Source organism: Bradyrhizobium sp. sGM-13 (assembly GCF_018398875.1).
Taxonomy (GTDB): Bacteria; Pseudomonadota; Alphaproteobacteria; order Rhizobiales; family Xanthobacteraceae; genus Bradyrhizobium.
The window spans coordinates 251,756-271,839 of record NZ_JAGWDK010000003.1 but is presented as its reverse complement, the minus strand read 5'-3'; the positions used below and the strand labels follow the sequence as shown (position 1 = coordinate 271,839).

General features: G+C 64.4%; 20 protein-coding genes and 1 riboswitch. Of the genes, 9 read left to right on the top strand and 11 right to left on the bottom strand.

Annotation, left to right across the window (positions count from 1 at the left end):
- Entirely contained in the window at positions 1-1,203 is a 1,203-nt protein-coding gene (locus KJQ96_RS05930; RefSeq protein ID WP_213285748.1) for a homoserine O-acetyltransferase, read from the bottom strand.
- Positions 1,204-1,285: 82 nt separating this feature from the next.
- A riboswitch (SAM riboswitch) is annotated at positions 1,286-1,365 on the bottom strand.
- 163 nt (positions 1,366-1,528) lie between these two features.
- On the opposite strand from KJQ96_RS05930, the gene KJQ96_RS05925 reads away from it, so the two are divergent.
- The 3 genes from KJQ96_RS05925 to KJQ96_RS05915 are packed head-to-tail and all read left to right on the top strand — an operon-like array spanning position 1,529 to position 4,440.
- Complete coding sequence (locus KJQ96_RS05925) at positions 1,529-2,377, top strand: chorismate mutase (RefSeq protein WP_213285747.1); 849 nt, start codon at positions 1,529-1,531, stop codon at positions 2,375-2,377.
- Positions 2,378-2,404: 27 nt separating this feature from the next.
- The gene (gene hisC, locus KJQ96_RS05920) at positions 2,405-3,502 is read left to right on the top strand and encodes a histidinol-phosphate transaminase (RefSeq protein WP_213285746.1); all 1,098 of its coding nucleotides are present in this window, start codon (positions 2,405-2,407) and stop codon (positions 3,500-3,502) included.
- Positions 3,499-4,440, top strand: coding sequence for a prephenate/arogenate dehydrogenase family protein (locus KJQ96_RS05915; protein WP_213285745.1), 942 nt, complete (start codon positions 3,499-3,501; stop codon positions 4,438-4,440). Before hisC ends, KJQ96_RS05915 begins: the two co-directional genes overlap by 4 nt.
- Positions 4,441-4,479: 39 nt before the next feature.
- On the opposite strand, the gene KJQ96_RS05910 is transcribed toward KJQ96_RS05915, so the two are convergent.
- Entirely contained in the window at positions 4,480-5,667 is a 1,188-nt protein-coding gene (locus tag KJQ96_RS05910; RefSeq protein WP_213285744.1) for a DUF2125 domain-containing protein, read from the bottom strand.
- Positions 5,668-5,778: 111 nt separating this feature from the next.
- Here KJQ96_RS05910 and KJQ96_RS05905 point away from each other — a divergent pair, with 111 nt between their 5' ends.
- Positions 5,779-6,378: a gamma-glutamylcyclotransferase gene (locus KJQ96_RS05905; protein WP_213285743.1), complete on the top strand. Its 600-nt coding sequence runs from the start codon at positions 5,779-5,781 to the stop codon at positions 6,376-6,378.
- A 130-nt stretch (positions 6,379-6,508) separates the two neighbouring features.
- Here the strand turns inward: KJQ96_RS05905 and KJQ96_RS05900 are convergent, their stop codons facing one another.
- The 4 genes from KJQ96_RS05900 to ftsE all read right to left on the bottom strand — a co-directional run bounded on the left by KJQ96_RS05900 (position 6,509) and on the right by ftsE (position 9,864).
- A complete protein-coding gene (locus tag KJQ96_RS05900) occupies positions 6,509-7,261 on the bottom strand; it encodes a sulfite exporter TauE/SafE family protein (RefSeq protein ID WP_213285742.1) in 753 nt (250 codons plus the stop codon).
- Positions 7,262-7,410: 149 nt separating this feature from the next.
- Positions 7,411-8,124 carry a YdcF family protein gene (locus KJQ96_RS05895; RefSeq protein ID WP_213285864.1) on the bottom strand — a complete coding sequence of 238 codons (714 nt, stop codon included), beginning with the start codon at positions 8,122-8,124 and terminating at the stop codon, positions 7,411-7,413.
- 116 nt (positions 8,125-8,240) lie between these two features.
- Positions 8,241-9,212, bottom strand: coding sequence for an ABC transporter permease (locus tag KJQ96_RS05890; protein ID WP_213285741.1), 972 nt, complete (start codon positions 9,210-9,212; stop codon positions 8,241-8,243).
- Complete coding sequence (ftsE, locus tag KJQ96_RS05885; RefSeq protein WP_213285740.1) at positions 9,205-9,864, bottom strand: cell division ATP-binding protein FtsE; 660 nt, start codon at positions 9,862-9,864, stop codon at positions 9,205-9,207. The genes KJQ96_RS05890 and ftsE overlap by 8 nt, the downstream gene beginning before the upstream one ends.
- 246 nt (positions 9,865-10,110) lie before the next feature.
- Between ftsE and KJQ96_RS05880 the strand changes: the two genes are divergently transcribed.
- Both KJQ96_RS05880 and KJQ96_RS05875 read left to right on the top strand, forming a co-directional pair.
- Positions 10,111-11,016, top strand: a complete 906-nt coding sequence (locus KJQ96_RS05880; protein WP_213285739.1) for an MJ0042-type zinc finger domain-containing protein — start codon at positions 10,111-10,113, stop codon at positions 11,014-11,016.
- Positions 11,017-11,055: 39 nt separating this feature from the next.
- Positions 11,056-11,433 (top strand): response regulator, encoded by a 378-nt coding sequence (locus tag KJQ96_RS05875; protein WP_213285738.1) that lies wholly within the window; start codon positions 11,056-11,058, stop codon positions 11,431-11,433.
- A 158-nt stretch (positions 11,434-11,591) separates the two neighbouring features.
- On the opposite strand, the gene KJQ96_RS05870 is transcribed toward KJQ96_RS05875, so the two are convergent.
- Positions 11,592-14,228, bottom strand: coding sequence for a TIGR02302 family protein (locus tag KJQ96_RS05870; protein WP_213285737.1), 2,637 nt, complete (start codon positions 14,226-14,228; stop codon positions 11,592-11,594).
- A gap of 169 nt (positions 14,229-14,397) precedes the next feature.
- On the opposite strand from KJQ96_RS05870, the gene KJQ96_RS05865 reads away from it, so the two are divergent.
- Complete coding sequence (locus tag KJQ96_RS05865) at positions 14,398-14,778, top strand: carboxymuconolactone decarboxylase family protein (RefSeq protein ID WP_213285736.1); 381 nt, start codon at positions 14,398-14,400, stop codon at positions 14,776-14,778.
- Between the two features lie 11 nt (positions 14,779-14,789).
- A complete protein-coding gene (locus tag KJQ96_RS05860; RefSeq protein ID WP_213285735.1) occupies positions 14,790-15,680 on the top strand; it encodes an NAD(P)-dependent oxidoreductase in 891 nt (296 codons plus the stop codon).
- Positions 15,681-15,772: 92 nt separating this feature from the next.
- Here the strand turns inward: KJQ96_RS05860 and lysA are convergent, their stop codons facing one another.
- The 3 genes from lysA to argH form a co-directional block, all read right to left on the bottom strand.
- Complete coding sequence (lysA, locus tag KJQ96_RS05855; RefSeq protein WP_213285734.1) at positions 15,773-17,038, bottom strand: diaminopimelate decarboxylase; 1,266 nt, start codon at positions 17,036-17,038, stop codon at positions 15,773-15,775.
- A gap of 7 nt (positions 17,039-17,045) precedes the next feature.
- Positions 17,046-17,309 (bottom strand): lipoprotein, encoded by a 264-nt coding sequence (locus KJQ96_RS05850; RefSeq protein WP_213285733.1) that lies wholly within the window; start codon positions 17,307-17,309, stop codon positions 17,046-17,048.
- 122 nt (positions 17,310-17,431) lie between these two features.
- Positions 17,432-18,829, bottom strand: a complete 1,398-nt coding sequence (gene argH / locus KJQ96_RS05845) for an argininosuccinate lyase (protein ID WP_213285732.1) — start codon at positions 18,827-18,829, stop codon at positions 17,432-17,434.
- A gap of 120 nt (positions 18,830-18,949) precedes the next feature.
- Here argH and KJQ96_RS05840 point away from each other — a divergent pair, with 120 nt between their 5' ends.
- Positions 18,950-19,627 carry a TlpA disulfide reductase family protein gene (locus tag KJQ96_RS05840; protein WP_213285731.1) on the top strand — a complete coding sequence of 226 codons (678 nt, stop codon included), beginning with the start codon at positions 18,950-18,952 and terminating at the stop codon, positions 19,625-19,627.
- A gap of 175 nt (positions 19,628-19,802) precedes the next feature.
- Here the strand turns inward: KJQ96_RS05840 and KJQ96_RS05835 are convergent, their stop codons facing one another.
- Positions 19,803-19,991, bottom strand: coding sequence for a putative motility protein (locus tag KJQ96_RS05835; RefSeq protein ID WP_028348190.1), 189 nt, complete (start codon positions 19,989-19,991; stop codon positions 19,803-19,805).
- Between the last annotated feature and the right edge of the window lie 93 nt (positions 19,992-20,084).

Here is a 20,084-nt window from a genome sequence, read left to right as displayed (position 1 = left end):
TCAACTGCCTGTACCGTCAAGGCCGCGCGCCTTGCCCGCGGATTCCAGGAAGGCGCGAGAAATGTCGAAGAACTCGGGCACGTCGAGCAGGAAGGCATCGTGGCCGCGGTCAGTCTCGATCTCGGCGAACGACACCCGCGCGCTCGAAGCATTCAGCGCATGCACCAGCGCCCGCGATTCCGAGGTCGGAAACAGCCAGTCGGAGGTGAACGACACTACGCAGAAGCGGGTCTTGATGCCGCGAAACGCTTCCGCCAGCACGCCGTCATGGTCGGCGGCGATATCGAAATAGTCCATCGCGCGCGTCAGATAGAGATAGCTGTTGGCATCGAAGCGTTCGACAAACGACGAGCCCTGATAGCGCAGATAGCTTTCGACCTGAAAATCCGCATCGAACGAAAATGTCGGCAGTTCGCGATCCTGCATCCGCCGCCCGAACTTGCGATGCAGCGCGGCGTCGGAAAGATAGGTGATGTGCCCCGCCATCCGCGCCACCGCCAGTCCGCGATGCGGATGCGTGCTGCGCTCGAAATAGCGCCCATGGTGCCAGTCCGGATCAGCCATCACGGCCTGCCGGCCAAGTTCGTGAAACGCGATGTTTTGCGCTGAATGGCGCGTCGAGCAGGCGACCGGCAGCGCCGAAAACACCCGTTCCGGATAGGCTGCTGTCCATTGCAGCACCTGCATGCCGCCCATCGAGCCGCCGATGACGCATAGCAACGTTTGGATGCCCAGCCGGTCGAGCAACATGGCCTGCGCGCGCACCATGTCGGGGATGGTGATGATCGGAAAATCCAGTCCCCACGCCTTGCCGGTCGCCGGGTTGGTCGAGGCCGGACCGGTCGATCCCATGCAACCGCCGATCACGTTCGAACAGATGATGAAATATCTGTCGGTATCGAGCGGGCGCCCGGGACCGACCATGATTTCCCACCACCCGGCCTTGCCGGTCAGAGGATGCACGTTGGCGACATGCTGATCCAGCGTCAGCGCGTGGCAGATCAGGATCGCGTTGGAGCGGTCGGCGTTCAACTCACCATAGGTCTGGTACGCGATCTGGAATGGCGCGAGATCGATGCCGCAATCGAGCTTCAAGGGCTGCTCGATGCCGAATTTGGCCACCGGCGAGGTCGGATGATCGGCCTCGTGGGCGCGGTCCTCGCTGTGAATCGACGGACTGGGTACCGACTGCAATTGTGTCATCCCGACCTTCCTCCGCGCGGAGGTCCTTAACGACAGAAATCAGGCCGTAAAAAACCCGGCCTGAACGAAAGGTTCGGCCGGGATCAATCTGTCCCCGGCCTGTTTAGCGAGTTGTTTAACGTGGCTGCAAGCCGGCCGGCTCAAATGACCACGGAATGGAACAAAGCTAGTCCGAAGCAGGTCCCCCGTCAAGGCAGCCGCATGGTTAACCCTGCAGCGATCATGGCGGATCTGACGTTTCTCTTTGCTTTCGACGGCCGTCTTTTCTAATCAATGCCCTTGCTGGGTGGTGATTTCAGACCGATCCGGCGCTGAAGGTTTTAACATGTCCAAGGCTCCCCCGGCTCCGCCCTCGCTGCAGGAATTGCGCAAGGAGATCGACGCGATCGACGAGCAGGTCCATCGCCTCTTGATGGCGCGCGGCGACATCATCGACCGGCTGATCCAGGTGAAGCAGACCCAGGAGGTGGGCTCGGCGTTCCGGCCCGCGCGCGAGGCCAGCATGATGCGCAGCCTGGTCGAGCGCCATCGCGGCATCCTGCCGCTCGACACCATCGAGAGCATCTGGCGCGTGATCATCTCGACCTTCACTTACGTCCAGGCGCCGTTCTCAGTGCATGCGGATGTCTCGGTCGGCGAGCCCGCGATGCGGGATTCGGCGCGGTTTCACTTCGGCTTTGTCGTGCCCTATGTCGGCCATTTCAGCGCACAGGCCGCGGTTGAAGCCGTGGCAAAATCCAAGGGCGATCTGGCGCTGGTCTCGGCGGTTTCGAGCCGCACACCGTGGTGGAGCGCGCTGGAAGCCGAAGGCGCGCCAAAAATCATTGCCCGGCTGCCGTTCCTCGAACGCGCCGATCATCCGGCCGCGCTGCCGGTGTTCGTGATCTCGCGCGTGGCCGATGATGCCATGGTGACGGAGGTGCAGATGTGGAGTGTCCGCGTCTCGGGGTGGAACGCCGATATCGCCCGCGCGCTCGCCCCGCTCGCCGAAATCGTCGCCGTGCCCGATACTGCTTTCGACGGCGCGGCGCTCTTGGTGTCGGATGCCGGCACCGGGTTCGAAAAGATCAAGACCGCCCTGATCCAGGCCGGCGCCTCGGTGCGCTCGTCGGCTCTCGTCGGCAGCTACGCAACGCGCTATACGGTGCCCCCGAACGGGTCGGCGAAGCCTTAAACGCCGCCCGAAATTCCGGAGTTGAAGATGAACCGCCCCGTGCCGAATCCCGGCATTCTCGATATTGCGCCCTACACGCCCGGCAAGACCCCGGTGCCGGAGCCGGGGCGCAAGGTGTTCAAGCTGTCGGCCAACGAGACCCCGTTCGGGCCGTCGCCGAAAGCGATCGAAGTCTACAAGCACGTGGCTGATCATCTGGAGGACTATCCGGAAGGAACCTCGCGGGTGCTGCGCGAAGCGATTGGGCGCGCCTACGGGCTCGATCCCAACCGCATCATCTGCGGCGCCGGCTCGGACGAAATCCTTAATCTCTTGGCGCACACCTATCTCAGCCATGGCGATGAGGCGATCTCGACCGCCCACGGCTTCCTGGTCTATCCGATCGCAACGATGGCGAACGGCGCCAAGAACGTTATTGCGCCCGAGACGAATTTTACCGCCGACGTCGACGCCATTCTCGCGCGCGTGACGCCGCGCACGAAACTGGTATGGCTCGCCAACCCGAACAACCCGACCGGCACCTACGTGCCGTTCGACGAGGTCAAGCGGCTGCGCGCTGGATTGCCGTCGAATGTGCTGCTGGTGCTCGACGCTGCGTACTCCGACTACGTGTCGCGTAACGATTACGAGCTCGGCCTGGAGCTGGTAGCCACCACAGAAAACACCGTGATGACGCACACCTTCTCCAAGATTCACGGGCTGGCGGCTCTGCGGATCGGCTGGATGTTCGGCCCGGCGCACATCATCGATGCCGTCAACCGCATCCGAGGTCCCTTCAACGTCTCGACGCCGGCGATGCTGGCGGCGGTCGCCGCGATCGAGGACACCGCGCATATACAGAAGTCGAAGGCGTTCACCGAAGAGTGGCGCAACTGGCTGACGGAGGAGATCGGCAAGCTCGGACTGAAGGTGACGCCGAGCGTCGCCAATTTCGTGCTGATTCACTTCCCGACCGAGAAGGGCAAGACCTCGGCGGATGCGGACGCGTTCCTCACCAAACGTGGCCTGGTGCTGCGGGCACTCAGCAATTACGGCCTGCCGCATGCGCTACGCATGACCATCGGCACCGAGGAGGCCAACCGCCTCGTTGTCGACGCCCTGCGCGACTTCATGGCGGCCAAGTGAGTACGGTACCGATCTTCCGACGCGTCGCGCTGATCGGCTTCGGCCTGATCGGCGGCTCGATCGCGCGCGCGGTGCGGGTCCAGGGGCTCGCGAGCGAAATCGTCACCACCGCGCGCTCGGAAAAGACGCGCGCGCGGGTTACCGAGCTCGGCATCGTCGATCGCGTGCTGGAGACCAACGCGGAAGCCGTCAAAGACGCCGACCTCGTGATCCTCTGCATCCCCGTCGGCGCCTGCGGGCAGGTGGCGCAGGAGATCGCGCCATTCCTGAAAGCGGGCGCGATCGTTTCCGACGCCGGCTCGGTGAAGGGCGCCATCGTCCGCGAAATGGCGCCGCATTTGCCGGGCGATGTTCATTTCGTTCCGGCACATCCGGTCGCCGGCACCGAGCATTCGGGTCCTGATTCCGGCTTCGCCGAACTGTTCATCAACCGCTGGTGCATTCTCACCCCGCCCGAGGGCACCGACCCCATGGCGGTCGAAACGCTGCGCGCGTTCTGGGCCGGCATGGGCGCCAGGGTCGAGACCATGACGCCTGATCATCACGACCTGGTGCTGGCGATCACCAGCCATTTGCCGCATCTGATCGCCTACACCATCGTCGGCACCGCGGACGAGCTGGCGCAGGTAACGTCGTCGGAAGTGATCAAATTCTCGGCCGGCGGCTTTCGCGACTTCACCCGCATCGCAGCGTCCGACCCGACAATGTGGCGCGACGTGTTCTTGAACAACAAGGAGGCGGTGCTGGAAATGCTCGGCACCTTCAACGAGGACCTTTCAAAACTCACCCGCGCCATCCGCCGGGGCGACGGCGGGGCGCTGTTCGAGCATTTCACCCGCACTCGCGCCATCCGCCGCGGCATCGTCGAGATCGGCCAGGACTCCGCCGCGCCGGATTTCGGGCGCCCGCATCCGCCGCTGGAGAAGAAGGCGGAGTGAGGGAGCGTCGTCGTCCCTGCGTCGCAGGGACGACGAAAGCTAAAACAGCGGCGGCACCTGCCCTACTTTTATCGGACCCAGAAACACCGCGCCATCGACAAAGCGCAGCGGGAAGGCGCGCGCTTTCCGTCCCTCCAGCTCCGCGTCCTTGCCGAGCGAATTGATGCCTGCCGCGACGCCGGCATTGGCGTTCTGCTTGACGACCTTGCCGAGCCCCGGGATCGCCTTGTCGAGCGCGCCGAACAGATTGTTGAGGTCCTGAGACTTGACGCCCGGCGCGACGCGATCGAGCGTTGCCTGCGGCACGCCCTCCTCCAGCATCTTCTCGATGCCAAGCGCCGGAATCACCCGCTCCAGCCCTGTCACCGTCATCTGCAATTCGCCGTCGATCCGCCCCTGCGCATTGAGGCGCAGCGTGCCGGCGGCCAGCGAGATCAGATCGCCCTGCTGAATCCGCGACCGCACGATCTCGACATGGCCGCCCGCCGCCTGCAACTCCCGGAAACGTTCGGGCCATGGCTTCGGCGTAAAATCCTTCAAACCCGTGAGCTTGGTCTGGATGTCGGCGTCGAACGGCTGTGCCAGCACCGCGTGCACCTCCTGCACGTTTGCGCCCGATATCTGCAGCACGGCTTCGATCACGGGCTGTTCCCTGATCGAGCCCTCGGCAAGACGGCCGTGCAGCTCGACATGGCGGGCGCGCGCCAGTGGCGTCTCGACCGGTCCGTTGACGCGGTCGATCGAGGGATTGTCGAACACGATGGAAGCGCGCTGCGGCACATCGGGTAATCCGCTCACGCTGCTGCGGCCCAAGGTCCAGTTCACCTTCATCGACGGCGGCTGGCCGCGATCGGCAAGCGTGGCCGGCGCCTTGAATTCGGCGATCAAGAGTCTCGGCTGGTAGATCTGCGCGATCACCATGATCTCGCCAAGCCGCGCGGTGAACGGCACCTGCGCGCCGGCGGTCTGCGAGACCAGCGAAACGCTGGCGTCGTCGCAGCGGACTTCGAAGCGGAACGGGAAGCCGGCCACCGAACGCTTGCCGCACGCATAGACCCGACCGGCTTTCGCCTCCTGTGCGGCCCACGCGTCCGCGCGCACACCGACTTCTGAAGCGGCATAGAACCAGAATGCGCTCCATGCCGCGGCAACAATAAGGAGCAGTGCAGGCGCGATGAAGAGGCGCCACAGCGGGCGCCGGCGCGGCGCAGGGGTCATGTCAGGCATGCGGCGTCCTTTGGCTAGCGATTTTGGCGAATGTAAGTATCCGCTCGTCGTAACAAAAGGCATTGAATCCACTTCGCTTTGTCGCGCCGTTCTGGTAGCGGTGCACCCGGCATGTCCGCAATTGAGTTCAACGATACGGAATTCTCGCAAGGCGACCTCTGGGTGTTCGGCTACGGCTCCCTGATGTGGCGCCCGGGCTTCGAATTCGTCGAACGGGTTCCGGCACGGCTGATCGGCGAACACCGCGCGCTCTGCGTCTACTCCTTCGTCCATCGCGGCACGCCGGAAAAGCCCGGCCTCGTGCTCGGGCTCGACCGCGGCGGCGCCTGCCGCGGCATCGCATTCCGCGTCGCGGAGAAGAACCGCGTCGCCACCATCGCCTATTTGCGCGAGCGCGAGCAGGTCACCTCGGTCTACCGCGAAGTGATGCGGTCGGTCTGGCTGGAGAACGATGCGCGTCAACGCGTCAGCGCACTCGTCTACGTGGTCGATCGCGGCCACGTGCAATATGCCGGCCGGCTGTCGCTGGCCGAACAGTTACGGCACGTGCTGCAAGGACACGGCCAGTCCGGCGTCAACCGCGACTATGTCATCGCAACAGTGAAGGCGATCGAGGCGGAAGGTTTTCGCGATTCCCAACTCCACCGGCTCGCGACGATGCTGCACACCCAGCATCCACCGCCTCTTCCCGCAGAGAACAGCGACCGTTGAGCTGGGGTATGTACTCATAAGCGGACTGGAAAACCCAGTGGCAGCGATAGCCCTCATCCGTCATTGGAGGCAATCGGACCTCGAAGGTCGAGGCCGCGCATGTCTGTTAATGACCGCCCCCTTAGCCGACCTATGGACCGGATGCGAGTGCCATGAGGATTGTGCGCAGGCTTAAGAGCACTACGACGCAGCCGACCAGAAGCATCAGAACTTTAGCCGGGATGTGTTTGGTCGCAAGCGCTGCGAACGGCGCCGCGATGACTCCCCCGATGATAAGACCGGCGATGATAGGCCACAGGCTCAGGCCAACGGTGAGAAAGAAAGTCGTTGATATGGTCAAAGCGACGAAAAACTCGGCCAAGTTGACTGAGCCGATGGCGTAGCGCGGCGTCGCGCCTTGGCCAAGGAGTGTAGAGGTCACGGTCAGGCCCCATCCTCCTCCGCCAATGGCGTCGAGGAGCCCGCCGAACAAACCCAGAGGGCCGACTGCGCGCGGAGTAGGTGCCTCAATGGGGCGAGTCGCTAGCGCCTTCCAGACGATAAAAGCGCCAAGCAGAAGGAGGTAAGCGCTGATGAAAGGCTTCAAGGCTTCGCCGGGGAGTTCGGAGAGTGCATAGGCGCCGATTGCCCCACCAATCATTCCCGGAACGGCAAGACGCAGGAGCAGTTTGCGGTCAACATTGCCAAGGCGCCAATGGGCGAGACCCGAGGCGCCGGTGGTGAACGTCTCCGCCGCATGCACACACGCGCTTGCGGTGGCGGGAGGCACGCCCAGGCCGAGGAGCACAGAGGTAGCCGTTACGCCGTAGGCCATGCCGATCGCACCATCGATCATTTGCGCGACTAAGCCTATGATGACGTAAAGAAGTACGTCGTCCCACATGGGAATCCCCGATCGGCTTATTTCCGCCGGTTACGAACGCCAGCAGCGCGCACGGCGTCCACACTATCGACCTCATGTTCTTTAACGAGCCAAAGGCGTCCTCAATTTCATCAACAACACGCACTGCTGTTCCGCAAAATCGCTCTAGTCTAGTTGACTTGCGCCGTCGCCGGCCGGCGCGGCGCCGGCGCGGGCTGATCGGAAGGTTCGGGCACGAGATCGATGCCCGCACTGGCGAGGCGCACGCGCACTTCGGCGGCGACATATTTCACATATTCCGACAATAGCAGCCGCAGCGTTGCGCCACTGGTCCACCACGGCTCGTCGCGCCATTTTTCGCCGATCACCGCGAACGGAATCAGCGTGACATCAGGCATCGCATGCGACAATTCCAGAATGGCCCGCGGCATATGGTAGTTCGACGTCACCACGATCAGTGACTTGAAGCCGCGCTCCTGCGCCCAGCGCCGTGTCTCGGCGGCGTTGCTGCGCGTGTTGACCGCGGAGCGGTCGAGATCGACGCAGCAGCCGAGCAGCGACTGATTGTCGGGCAGCGAGCGTGAAATATCGCGCACAGCGTTGGTCGGATGCACCCCCGAAATCAACAGCCGGCTGCCGTAGCCGCCGGCCAGCAATTCCATCGCATCCGACACCCGCGACGAGCCGCCGGTGAAGACGACGATGCCGTCGGCGGTGCGCGCCGGCTTGATTTCGGCGCCGCGCAACTGCGAGAGAAAGGCGATGAAGCCTAGCGCCGCGCCGACGAACAGGATCGCCATGGAGCCGACGATGAGCGCGCGCAGCCATCCGCGCGGCCGCGCGGCACCCGCCCTCGGCGTGCTATCGTCGTGCTGCAAATCCATATCGTCCGGCAACCCTCGTCCCACGGATAATTCTAGAACGTTTTCACGCGAAGTGGAGTCCCGGTCCGCGGATCAAGTCCGTGACTTGCTTCACTTGAAAATACCACTCGCCCGAATCAATCGATATCGTCCAGCGTCGCAAACAGCGTCCGCCGCGACGCCCAGGCGGTAATGGCGGCAATCGCCACGGCCTGTACCGCCAGCGCCAGATAGCCAGACGGCGGCAGCGAAAATGTCCCGAGCAGCGCTGCGAACTGATCGCCGACAGGGGTGCCCGAGAACCAGGCGGCGATCGACTCGGAGAAGCCGAAACCCAGCATCGCGGCGCCGCCGCCGATCACCCCGCCCTCCAGCCCGAGCCGGAGAAAATGCCGCAGGAAATGGTTGGCGATATAGCGGTCGCCGGCGCCGACGAAGTGCAGCACCTCGACGATCGGGCGATTCGCCGCCATCGCGCCGCGGGTCGCGAACGACACCGAAATGATGGTCGCGACGATCACCAGTGCGAGAATGCCGATGCCGGCAAACACGGTGGCGCCAGTCATCGAGCGCATGCGCTCGATCCAGGCGCGGTGATCGTCGACGCTCGCCGACGGCGCCACTTGCGTTACCCTGGAGCGCAATGCCGCGAGGTCGAGCATGGTGCCGGGCTGGACGCGCGCGACGACGACGCGCGGCACCGGCAATTGCTCGATCGACAGTCCGCTGCCGAGCCACGGCTCCAGCAATCTGGCCGATTCATCCTTGCTGAACGGCTTGACCTGGACGATGCCGGGCTGCGTCCGCATCGCCTCCACCACTGCGGTCGCGTCGCGCTCGAGATCGCGCCCGGCCTGCGGGCGCACCTGTACGGTGATTTCGCTGGCGACTTCGGACTGCCATTCCGCCGCCGATGCGCTGACGAGCAGCACGGTGCCGGTGGTGATGGAAGCGAGGAACGTCATGATGGCGACGACGGCGACCAGCGCGCGGCCGGAGATCGACGCCCGCGGCACGATCGGCGACATGTTGCGCGCGCGCGCCGGCACCTGCGGACGTTCGTCGCCGAGGTCCACCAGCGGCCCATGCTCGTCACCGGCCCTACTCATAGATGTGCAGCCGTCCCTGGTGCAGCACCATCCGCCGCGCCTCGTACTGGTCCATCAGCGTGATGTCGTGGGTCGCGATGATCACCGCGGTGCCCAGCCTGTTCAATTCGATAAACAACCGTAGCAAGCGCCGGCCGAGCGTCGGATCGACGCTGCCGGTCGGCTCGTCCGCCAACAGCAATTGCGGCCGCGAGATCACCGCGCGCGCGATCGCCGCGCGCTGCTTCTCACCGCCGGACAGGATCGGCGGCAGCGCGTCCATGCGCTCGCCGAGGCCGACCCACTTCAGGAGGTCGATCACCTCGCGGCGATAGCTGGATTCGTCACGGCCCATCACGCGGAACGGCAGCGCCACGTTCTCATAGGTCGTCATGTGCTCGAGCAGGCGAAAATCCTGCAGCACGATGCCGATCTTCTGGCGCATGCTCGCAACCTGATCCTTGCCGAGCAGCGAGACGTCCTGGCCGAACAGGTTGACGAGGCCGCGGGTCGGCCGCAGCGACAGAAACAACAGCCGCAGCAGCGAGGTCTTGCCCGCGCCCGAGGGACCGGTGAGAAACTGGAAGGAATGGGCGGGAATCACGAAGGAAAGGTCGCGCAAAATCTCCGGGCCGAGCCCGTACCGCAAACCGACATTTTCGAACCGAACCAAGCTCAGCTCCGCTCGACATGTACCATGGCCGAGCTCCGCTCGGCATGGACCGTGGCCGAGCTCCGCTCGGCGTGGACCGTGGCCGGAAACCCCGGACTTGAACCTGGACCCGAACCTGAACTTTGGGCTCGCGGCCCGCTGGTTTGGGCGCCAACCGGACAAAACGGTTTTGCGGCCGTTATGGTTTCCGATTCGTTAACGGTCGGTATGTAGCATCCGGGCGAAGACACTGGTGAGATGGGCTCCATGCATATCGTTTGTCCCCATTGTACAACATCTTACGCCATCAATCCGGCCACGTTGGGCACCGCTGGGCGCACCGTCCGCTGCTCCCGCTGCAAGGAAACCTGGCTGGCGCGGCCCGAGGACGCGATCGAACTGGCCGCCATGCCGGCAGCGATGCCGAGCGCTCCGCCAGCTCCGGCGCAATCGAGCCAGCCGGCCGCAACCGATGCCGCGGCCGAATGGGAGGCGATGGCGCGCGAGGAAGAGGAACAGGACACCCCGGTGGTTGACAGTCCCTCGATTTCGCCCCGTTGGCCGGCCGAGGGCGAAGGATCGCGCCAAGGTGGCGACAGAGGCGGCGACAGCGACTGGCCATTGGTTGCCCGGCACGATGCGGAAGACCATGGGGATATCCCGATCACCACGCACCGCGAGCGGCTGGCCCGTCTTTTCCGGCTGCCCTCCCTGCCCCGTATTCCGTTCATCCCATCCATCGGCCTGCCGACCGCCTGCGCCGCAATGGGCGCGCTGATACTGGCGCTGATGATCTGGCGTACCGAAATCGTGCGGCTGCTACCGCAAACCGCGACGTTCTACAAGATGGTCGGGCTGGAGGTGAACCTGCGCGGTCTGGCCTTCAAGGACATCAAGATCACCAACGAGACCGTGGACGGCAAGCCGGTTCTGGTCATCGAGGGCGTGATCGTCGGCGAGACCAAAAAGCCGGTCGAACTGCCGCGACTGCGCTTCTCCGTCCGCGACGCGCAGGGCGCCGAGATCTATGCCTGGAACGCGGTATTGGAACAGCCGGTGCTCAAGCCCGGCGAGCGCGCCTATTTCAAGTCGCGGCTGGCTTCGCCGCCGCCCGAAGGCCGTAATATTGACGTACGCTTTTTCAACAAGCGGGATCTGACCGGCCACGCCTGAACCTGGCCGCGCTTCCGCAAGGCGAGAGATCAAGACTTCATGCCACGCGTGCTGATTGCCGATGACGAAAACTCCATGCGCTCGCTGGTGGCGCGCGCCATCGCCATGGATGGCCACGAGACCGTCACCGCCGAGGACGGCGCCGACGCGCTCGATATCCTGACGCGCGAGCAAGGCCTGTTCGACCTGCTCTTGACCGATATCCAGATGCCGGTCATGGACGGCATCGCGCTGGCGCTGACGGCGGCGCGGGATTTTCCCAACCTGAAGATCCTGCTAATGACGGGCTTCGCCGACCAGCGCGAACGCGCCTCTGGCCTCAATGCGATCGTACATGACGTGGTGACGAAGCCGTTTTCGGTGCACGACATCCGCACCGCGGTGGCGGACGCGCTGGCGGCAAGGAAGGCGGGGTAAGCCAGAAAAGCGGTCGACAGCGCCCGCATCCTCAACTCGTCATACCCGCGAAGGCGGGTATCCAGTACGCCGCGGCTTCTCGGCCCAATCACCGCCGTCTCTGGAATACTGGGTCGCCCGGTCAAGCCGGGCGATGACGCGGAGTGCGAGGCGAGCGCTCAATAATCCTTCAACAGCCGCTCGATGTAATCCAGTTCGATCTGCGGACGGGCCGGATCGCCGAGACGACGGCGCAGTTCTTCCAAAATCCGGCGGACCCGCTGCACGTCGATCTCGCCGGGGATCTTCACCGTGTAGTCGTCGGTGAATTCGTTGTGGCGCATCGGCCGGCCGAGCGGATCGGTCGAATTGGCAGCGCCCTGCTGGCGGCCTCTCGGGTTGCCGGGGCCGTCGCCCGGCTGGTCGCCGTCACCTTGCTGCATGGCTTCCGCAAGGCTCTGGGCGCCCTTGCGCAGCGCGTCGAGCGCGCGGCCCTGCGAGTCCACGGCGCCGTCGGCATTGCCCTCGCCGAGCCGGCCGGTGGCATCGCCCATGGCCGAATCGGCCTGATCGAGCCCGTCCTCGCCGTCACCTTGCTCGCCGCCTTGACCCTGCTGACCCTGACCCTGTTGGCCCTGCTGCCCCTGCTGGTCGCCACGCTGGCCCTGCTGGCCGCGCTGGCCCGGCCCCATGCCGCGCTTGGCGAGCTCTTCCTGCAACTTCTTCAGGCGGTCGCGCAGGCCCTGCTGGTCCTGCTGCAGGTCGCCCATGCTCTGATCGCCCTGCTTGTCACCCTGCTTGCCGCGCATGCGGTCGCGCCGCGAATCCTGGCCCTGCTTGTAGGTCTTGTCGCGCAATTGCTGCTGCTTGCGGATCATGTCGCCGAGCTCGTTCAGCGCCTGCTCCATCTCGTTGTCGCCGCCCTGGCCGGGCTGCGCCATCTGCAGGTTTTCCAGCATCTGCTGGAGCTGTTCCAATAACTGCTTGGCGGCATCCTTGTCGCCGGAACGCGACATCCGCTCCAGCCGGTCGAGCATGTTCTTGAGATCCTGCTGGCTCAGCACTTTCGTGTTGGGATCGAGCGGGCGCGCCTGCTGCTGCGGGTTGTTGCGGAACTGCTCGGCGAGCTGGCGCAGGAAATTATCCAGCGCAGCGCGCAGATTATCCGTCAGCTTCTTGATCTCCTCGTCAGTGGCGCCACGCTCCAGCGCCTGCTTGAGCGCGTCCTGCGCCGCGCGCAGCGCCTTCTCGACATCGGTGATGTTGCCGTCCTCGATGGTGACGGCAAGCGCCCACATGCTGGCGACTACCTCGCGCAGCGCGGCATCGGTGCGCGCCTCCTCCAGTTGGTGCTTAACACTGAAGAGACCGAGATAGTGACCGGCTTCGGGCGTGAACAATTCCGGCGCGATCATCAGCGCATCGAGAGCGGTATAGACTTGCGAATTCTGATTGGCATCGAGCGCCAGAATGCGGCGCTGTTCGATCAGGGCACGGGCGAGGGGCTTGGTGAACAGCCGTTCCGGCAGCCGCATGTTGAACGGCTCGCTCTTGCCCTCATTGCCGGCCTCGTCCTTGGCCGTGAGCGTCAGCGTCACATCGGCGCCGGCATAGGGATCCTCGCTGAGGTCCTTCACGGTCTGGCCGACGCCATTGCGCGTGCGCGCATTCGGCAGCACCAGCGCAAACTGCGGCGGCTCGAACAGCGGCCGTGGCTCGGCCCTCTCGGCCTCCTTGCTCTTGTCTTCCTTGTTGCCTTCCTTGCCGGAATCGGGAACACGGACGGCGAATTGCGCGCGCGCTTCGGTGACGCCGTAATCATCTTCGAGCTTGTAGGACGTCTGCAGCGAGCCGCGGGCCTGGCGTTCCGGATCCTTCGCCAGCGAGATGGTCGGGGCACGGTCGGGCGTCGCCGCGAAGCGCCACAGTGGCTGACCGGAGGGCGCGCGGACATGCGCGGTGCCGTCACCCGTGATCTTGAAATGCCGTTCGTTGGTGCCCTTCGGCGCCTGCTCGCTGGGCGCGACCTCGGTCACGCCGCCGCCGACCACGACGTCGATATTGCCGCCGCTGGAGCGCACCAGCAGCGTGCTGCCTGCAGGCACCGGCAATGGTGCCCCGCTATCGGGAGAAGCCGCATCCCTGTTGGCGGCCGACAGAATGACCGGCGGCTTGCCGGTATAGAGCGGTGGGGCGACCCAGGCATCGACCCGGACGTTGGCCGGCGTCAGCACGCCGTTCCAGTCGAATGCCGCAGCAATTCGTAGCCGGCGCTCGTCGCCGGCGGCGACATAGGCGGCCGCCAGCATCACCATGACCAGCGCACGCAGCGCCCAGGGGTCGTGAATCGCCAGCCGCGGCGAAGGCAACCCGGCGCGGATCCGTTTGATCGAGGCCAGCGTGCGCTCGCGCTGCTCCCGCCACAGCGCCTGCGCGATCGGATCCTTGGTCGAGAGTGTATCGGTCAGCGCGGTCGCCGGGCGATGGCGAATGCCGGTGCCGCGGTCGAGCCGGCTCAACGCCTCTTCGCGGCTCGGCCAGCGAAATCGCACGAGCGGGAACAATGCGGCCAGCGCCGCAAGGGCGAACAGGCCAAGGCAGATCGCACGTGCAAGGAACGGCAGCGCCAGCCACAATCCGGCCCAGGAGGCCACCAGGAACAGCCCAATGACGCTCAGAAACCGGACGAGCCCTGGCCAGGTACGTTCCCACGCAATCGCGTATTGGGCCCGTTGCAGAGCCTGCGTCAGTTGAAGCCGCGCGACAGCATCCGGCTCGCGCGCTGGCTTTGTGGGGTCGGGGGTGGCGCCGCTCAACAATCTCTCCGGGTTGTCGGTAAGTCAGCCTAGCACAACGGCGGCAATGAGGCACCCGTTCCCGGGGTAACCCACACCCGGAAATACGCATAACATAACACGAAGGCGTGACTGCGGGCGTCCCTCCCCGTAACGTTCACGCCGAACCGTAAAAATGCGAGGAAGCGAGATGGACCAGAAGACACACGACAAGGGACTGGAAATTCGCAAAGCGGTGCTCGGCGAGGCCTATGTCGACAACGCGCTGAAGAACGCCGACAGTTTTAACAAGCCGTTCCAGCAACTCGTTACCGAATATTGCTGGGGCGCGGTGTGGGGCCGCGAGGAACTGCCGCGCAAGACCCGCAGCATGCTCAACCTGGCCATGATCTCGATCCTGAACCGGCCGCACGAACTGAAGGCGCACATCAAGGGCGCGCTGACCAACGGCGTCAGTCGCGACGAGATCCGCGAGATCTTCATGCAGGTCTCGATCTATGCCGGCATCCCCGCCGGCGTCGACAGCTTTCGCATTGCGCGCGAGGTGTTCGCGGAATTGGACAAGGGCTGAGGCGTAGCACCATGGAAATCGGATTCATCGGCCTCGGGAAGATGGGCTTCCCGATGGCGCGCCGCCTGATCGAGGCCAAGCATCAACTCACCGTGTTCGATACGCGGCAGGAAGCCATAAGCAAGCTCGTCGCGCTCGGCGCGCAACCGGCATCGTCGCCGAAGGATATCGCCGACCGCTGCGAGACGGTGCTGGCGAGCCTGCCGTCGCTGCAGGCTTCGCTTGACGTGGCGACCGGCGCGGGCGGCGTGATCGAAGGGAGGCGCGTCAAACGCTTCGTCGATCTCTCCACCGTCGGCTCGCAGATGGCGGCCAAGATTCACGGTCTTCTGGCGAAGAATAACATCGTGCAGATCGACAGCCCCGTCAGCGGCGGCGTCGGCGGCGCCGAGAAGGGAACGCTGGCCGTGATGGTCTCCGGCCCGCGCGCCGATTGCGAGCTGACAAAACCCGCGCTCGACGTGATCGGAAAAGTGTTTTTCATCGGCGAAAAGCCCGGCTCGGCGCAGACCATGAAGCTCGCCAACAATTTCCTGTCGGCGACCGCGATGGTGGCGACATCGGAAGCGGTTGTGATGGGCGTCAAGGCAGGGCTCGATCCGGCGGTGATGATCGACGTCATCAACGCAGGCTCCGGGCTCAACACGGCGAGCCGCGACAAGTTTCCGCGCTCGGTGCTGCCGCGCAGTTTCGATTTCGGCTTCGCCACGGGACTGATGGTAAAGGACGTGCGGCTCGCGCTGGAAGAGATGAAATCGCTGGGGCTGTCGATGGAAGTCGCCGAAGCGGTCGGGCGTTTGTGGGAAGTCATCATCCGCGACGAGGGCGCGGAGTCGGATTTCACCGCGGCGATCAAGCCGATCGAGAAGGCGGCGGGCGTGGTGGTCGGCGGCGCGAAATGAGATAGCGTATGATGGATGGAGCGCAAGCGATGCCCATCACGTTTCCGCACTGACATTGATGGGTATCGCTTCGCTCCACCCATCCTACGAAATCACAGCCACGGCGCCGGCTTATCCATCGCGATCAATTCCTCGACCTCGATGCGGGGGCGGACCACGGCGTACTGGTCGTCCTTGACCAGGACTTCCGGCACCAAAGGCCGCGTATTGTAGAAGCCGGATTGCACCGCGCCGTAGGCGCCGGCGGTCATGATGGCCAGGAGATCGCCGGCCTTGGGCTCGGGCAAATTGCGATCGAGCGCGAGATAGTCGCCGGTCTCGCAGACGGGTCCGACCACGTCGGCCGTGATCGTCCGCACATCCTTGGCCGGCTCGCGAACTGGGAGGATGTCGTGGTGGGCTTCGTAAAGCGTCGGGCGGATCAAATCGTTCATCGCGGCGTCGATGATGACGAAGTTCTTGGCTTCGCCCGGCTTCACATAGATGACGCGGGAGACGAGGATGCCGGCATTGCCGACGATCATCCGCCCGGGCTCGAACATCAGCGTACAGCCGAGATTGTGCGTCACCCGCTTGACCATCGCGGCATAGGCCGACGGCAATGGCGGAGCCTCGCGGTCGGCGTGATAGGGGATGCCGAGCCCGCCGCCGAAATCGATATGCGAGATCGTGTGGCCATCGGCGCGCAGCGTCTGCACGAATTCGGAAAGAATCCGGAACGCGCTTTCCATCTTGGAGAGATCAGTGATCTGGCTGCCGATGTGCATATCGGTGCCGGTCACCTCGATCCCCGGTAAGCTGGCCGCACGGGCATAGACCTCGCGTGCGCGTGCAATGGGAATGCCGAACTTGTTCTCGGACTTGCCGGTGGCGATCTTGGCATGCGTGCCGGCGTCGACGTCAGGGTTGACCCGCAACGAAATCCGCGCGGTCTTGCCGGTCTCGACCGCGAGCTTCGACAGCAGCTCCAGCTCGGGCTCGGACTCGACGTTGATGCAGAGGATGTCGGCCGCGAGCGCCGCGCGCAGTTCTATCTCGGTCTTGCCGACGCCGGAAAACAGAATCTTGCCAGGCGGAATCCCCGCCGCCAGCGCCCGCTTCAACTCTCCGCCGGAGACGACATCGGCGCCAGCGCCTAGCTTTGCCAAGGTGCGCAGCACCGCCTGGTTGGAATTGGCCTTCATGGCGTAGCAGACCAGCGTCTTCTCGCCGGCAAAGGCCTCGGTGAAGACGCGGTAGTGACGCTCGAGCGTCGCTGTCGAATAGCAGTAGAACGGCGTGCCGACGGCATCCGAGAGGTCGGACAGGTTCACGGCCTCGGCGTGCAGCACGCCGTTGCGATAGTCGAAGTGATTCATGGCGCGCTCAGTCCAGCAGCGGATCGAGAACGAATTTCTTCTTGCCGCCCTTGGGGGCGCTGGGGCCCGCCTCGGATCCATAGGTCGAATTGAAGACGCCGGGCTGCGCCGCGCGCTCGGCCTCGGTATCCGACGTGGCCTGCGCCTGCGGCGGCGCGCTCGGCGGCAGATCGAGCCCGCCCTTGCGTCCGCAACCGGCGAGTGCGAGGGCGGTCACGCTCAACAGGATGATGGCCCATCCCGACGATGACGGGCGGTAGTTACTGATCACGACGAAATCCCCAATGCGCGCCGCACCATACAAAGGTTGCCGCAGTCTGGCGAGTGCCGATCGGCCACGGAAACCCAAGAAAACCCAAGGAAAAACCCAAGAAACTGCAGCGAAAATTTCGCTCAGTCCGATTTTTGCTCTTTTTCCAGCCGTTTCAGCCAGGCTTTGGCCTGCGAAAGCACGTTCTTCGGCGCGGTACCGCCATAGCTGGTCCGGCTTTTGACCGAGGCCTCCACCGACAGCACGCGCAGGGCGTCCGCGGTGATGTCAGGCTCGACCTCCTGCATCGCCTTGAGCGGCAATTCGTGCAGCGCCACGCCCTGCTTCGACGCGAGCGCAACGATTCGCCCGGTAACATGATGGGCGTCGCGGAACGGCATTTTCAGCGTCCGCACCAGCCAGTCGGCGAGATCGGTGGCGGTGGCGTAGCCCTCGCCGGCCGCGGCCTTCATCCGCGCCTCGTCGGGGACGAGATCGAGGACCATGCCGGTCATCGCGCGGATCGCGAGCGAGAGCGCGGAAAACGCCTCCATCGCACCCTGCTTGTCCTCCTGCATGTCCTTTTGGTAGGCGAGCGGCAGCCCCTTCATCACGATCAAAAGCCCGTTGAGCGCGCCGATCACCCGGCCGGTCTTGGCGCGCACCAGTTCGGCCGCGTCCGGATTGCGCTTCTGCGGCATGATCGAGGAGCCGGTGGTGAACTTGTCGGAGAGCCGCACCAGCCCCACCAGCGGCGAGGTCCAGATCACGATTTCCTCGGCAAAGCGTGACATGTGCACGGCCGCGATCGACGCCGCCGACAGGGTTTCGAGCACGAAGTCGCGGTCCGATACCGCATCGAGCGAATTGGCCATGGGGCGGTCGAAGCCGAGCGCCTTGGCGGTGGCAGGGCGATCGATCGGAAATGAGGTTCCGGCGAGCGCCGCGGCGCCAAGCGGCGATTCGTTGAGCCGCTTGCGCGCGTCGGCAAAGCGGCCGCGGTCGCGCGCCGCCATCTCGACATAGGCGAGCAGATGATGCCCGAAGGTGACGGGTTGGGCGGTCTGCAGATGGGTGAAGCCCGGCATCACGGTTGCGGCATGCTCGAGCGCGCGGGCAGCCAAAGCATGCTGGAAGGCGGCCAGCGCTGCATCCATCTCGTCGATCTTGTCGCGGACATAGAGCCGGAAATCGGTAGCGACCTGGTCGTTGCGCGAGCGCGCGGTGTGCAGCCGTCCGGCGGCCGGCCCTATCAATTCGGAGAGCCTGCTCTCGACATTCATATGGATGTCTTCGAGCGCGCGCTTGAAGTCGAACGAGCCCTTGCCGATTTCTGACAAAATCGTGTCTAGACCCTTGCCGATATTTTTCGCATCACTCGCGGTGATAATGCCTTGCGCGGCCAGCATTGCGGCATGGGCCTTGGACGCGGCAATGTCCTGGGCATAGAGGTGACGATCGACGTCGATCGAGACGTTGATTTCCTCCATGATCGCATCGGGGCGCTCGCTGAACCGGCCGCCCCACATCTTGTTGCTCATGACTTCCCAAGCCCTGCCATCTATATCGTCGGAGTAAGCGAAACGCCGTGGCGGCTCGACGTAATTCGACCGTAACCTTGAGCCCTGCATAGCCATATCTGACACAGGATGACAAACGATATGCCCGAAATGTCCCCGCCCAGCCCCGCCCCGAGGCGCCGGATCCCGATCGCCATCGGCGCTGTGGCGGCTGCAGGCGTGGTCGGATTGGGCGCGTTTTACGGGCTCGGCAGCTTCAAGCGCGGGACGGGCGGCGATCCATCCTGTGCGGCGGCCGTCGAACTGGCCCGCAAGGTATCGCCACTGGCGCATGGCGAGGTGGCCGCGCTGACCATGGCGACGACGCCGTTACGGCTGCCCGACCTCGCCTTCGAGGATGCCGAGGGTAAGCCGAGAAAGCTGTCGGAATGGCGCGGCAAGACCGTGCTGGTGAACCTCTGGGCCACCTGGTGCGTGCCTTGTCGCAAGGAAATGCCGGCGCTGGAGAACCTGCAGGCCAAGCTCGGCGGCAAGGATTTCGAGGTGGTCGCCATCAACATCGATACCCGCGATCCAGAGAAGCCAAAGAACTTCCTGAAAGAGGCCAATCTGACCCGGCTCGGTTATTTCGCCGACCAGAAAGCCAAGGTTTTTCAGGATCTTAAAGGCATAGGCAAGGCGCTGGGCATGCCCACTTCAGTGCTGGTGGACGCCCAGGGCTGCGAGATCGCCACCCTTGCCGGCCCCGCCGAATGGGCCAGCGAGGACGCGATCAAGCTGATCAAGGGCGCGATGCAGCCGATGAAGGCGGGGTCTTAGCGGGGCCACGCAGTGGCGGAGGCGTTGCTCCCGGTCTCACCTGTCAGACCACATCCTGAGGAGCCGCGTCAGCGGCGTCTCGAAGAATGAATGGCACCAGCCGGGCCACATGGTTCGAGACGGCGCTAAAGCGCCTCCTCACCATGAGGGTTTAACAGTTGCGTCGGGGGCGAGCTTAGGCCGCGATGTTGAGGTTGCCGCCGACGCCGGGGGCGAGATTGGCGGTCGAGGGCGTGCCGAGCAGCGTCTGGACTGCGGCCTTCTCGGCGTCCGCATTCTGCTTGATGATCGAGGTCTGGATCTGCTGCTGCGTGCCCGCCGCCTGCATTGCGAGCATGCTCGAAACCATAGCCATCATATCCATACGCAGCACTCCTTAAGCCTGAGGCACCCTACCCCGGCACCGGTTAATGAATGCTTGGAGACCGGAAAGAAATTGGGTAGCCGCGCGAATGCG

Coding starts and splice junctions, on each gene's coding strand:
- KJQ96_RS05905 (WP_213285743.1), top strand. CDS start 5,779: ATGTCCGCAATTGAGTTCAACGATACGGAATTCTCGCAAGGCGACCTC.
- argH (WP_213285732.1), bottom strand. CDS start 18,829: ATGAGCAACAAGATGTGGGGCGGCCGGTTCAGCGAGCGCCCCGATGCG.
- KJQ96_RS05840 (WP_213285731.1), top strand. CDS start 18,950: ATGCCCGAAATGTCCCCGCCCAGCCCCGCCCCGAGGCGCCGGATCCCG.
- KJQ96_RS05860 (WP_213285735.1), top strand. CDS start 14,790: ATGGAAATCGGATTCATCGGCCTCGGGAAGATGGGCTTCCCGATGGCG.
- KJQ96_RS05865 (WP_213285736.1), top strand. CDS start 14,398: ATGGACCAGAAGACACACGACAAGGGACTGGAAATTCGCAAAGCGGTG.
- KJQ96_RS05930 (WP_213285748.1), bottom strand. CDS start 1,203: ATGACACAATTGCAGTCGGTACCCAGTCCGTCGATTCACAGCGAGGAC.
- KJQ96_RS05875 (WP_213285738.1), top strand. CDS start 11,056: ATGCCACGCGTGCTGATTGCCGATGACGAAAACTCCATGCGCTCGCTG.
- KJQ96_RS05910 (WP_213285744.1), bottom strand. CDS start 5,667: ATGCCTGACATGACCCCTGCGCCGCGCCGGCGCCCGCTGTGGCGCCTC.
- lysA (WP_213285734.1), bottom strand. CDS start 17,038: ATGAATCACTTCGACTATCGCAACGGCGTGCTGCACGCCGAGGCCGTG.
- KJQ96_RS05890 (WP_213285741.1), bottom strand. CDS start 9,212: ATGAGTAGGGCCGGTGACGAGCATGGGCCGCTGGTGGACCTCGGCGAC.
- KJQ96_RS05880 (WP_213285739.1), top strand. CDS start 10,111: ATGCATATCGTTTGTCCCCATTGTACAACATCTTACGCCATCAATCCG.
- KJQ96_RS05835 (WP_028348190.1), bottom strand. CDS start 19,991: ATGGATATGATGGCTATGGTTTCGAGCATGCTCGCAATGCAGGCGGCG.
- hisC (WP_213285746.1), top strand. CDS start 2,405: ATGAACCGCCCCGTGCCGAATCCCGGCATTCTCGATATTGCGCCCTAC.
- KJQ96_RS05925 (WP_213285747.1), top strand. CDS start 1,529: ATGTCCAAGGCTCCCCCGGCTCCGCCCTCGCTGCAGGAATTGCGCAAG.
- KJQ96_RS05900 (WP_213285742.1), bottom strand. CDS start 7,261: ATGTGGGACGACGTACTTCTTTACGTCATCATAGGCTTAGTCGCGCAA.
- KJQ96_RS05895 (WP_213285864.1), bottom strand. CDS start 8,124: ATGGATTTGCAGCACGACGATAGCACGCCGAGGGCGGGTGCCGCGCGG.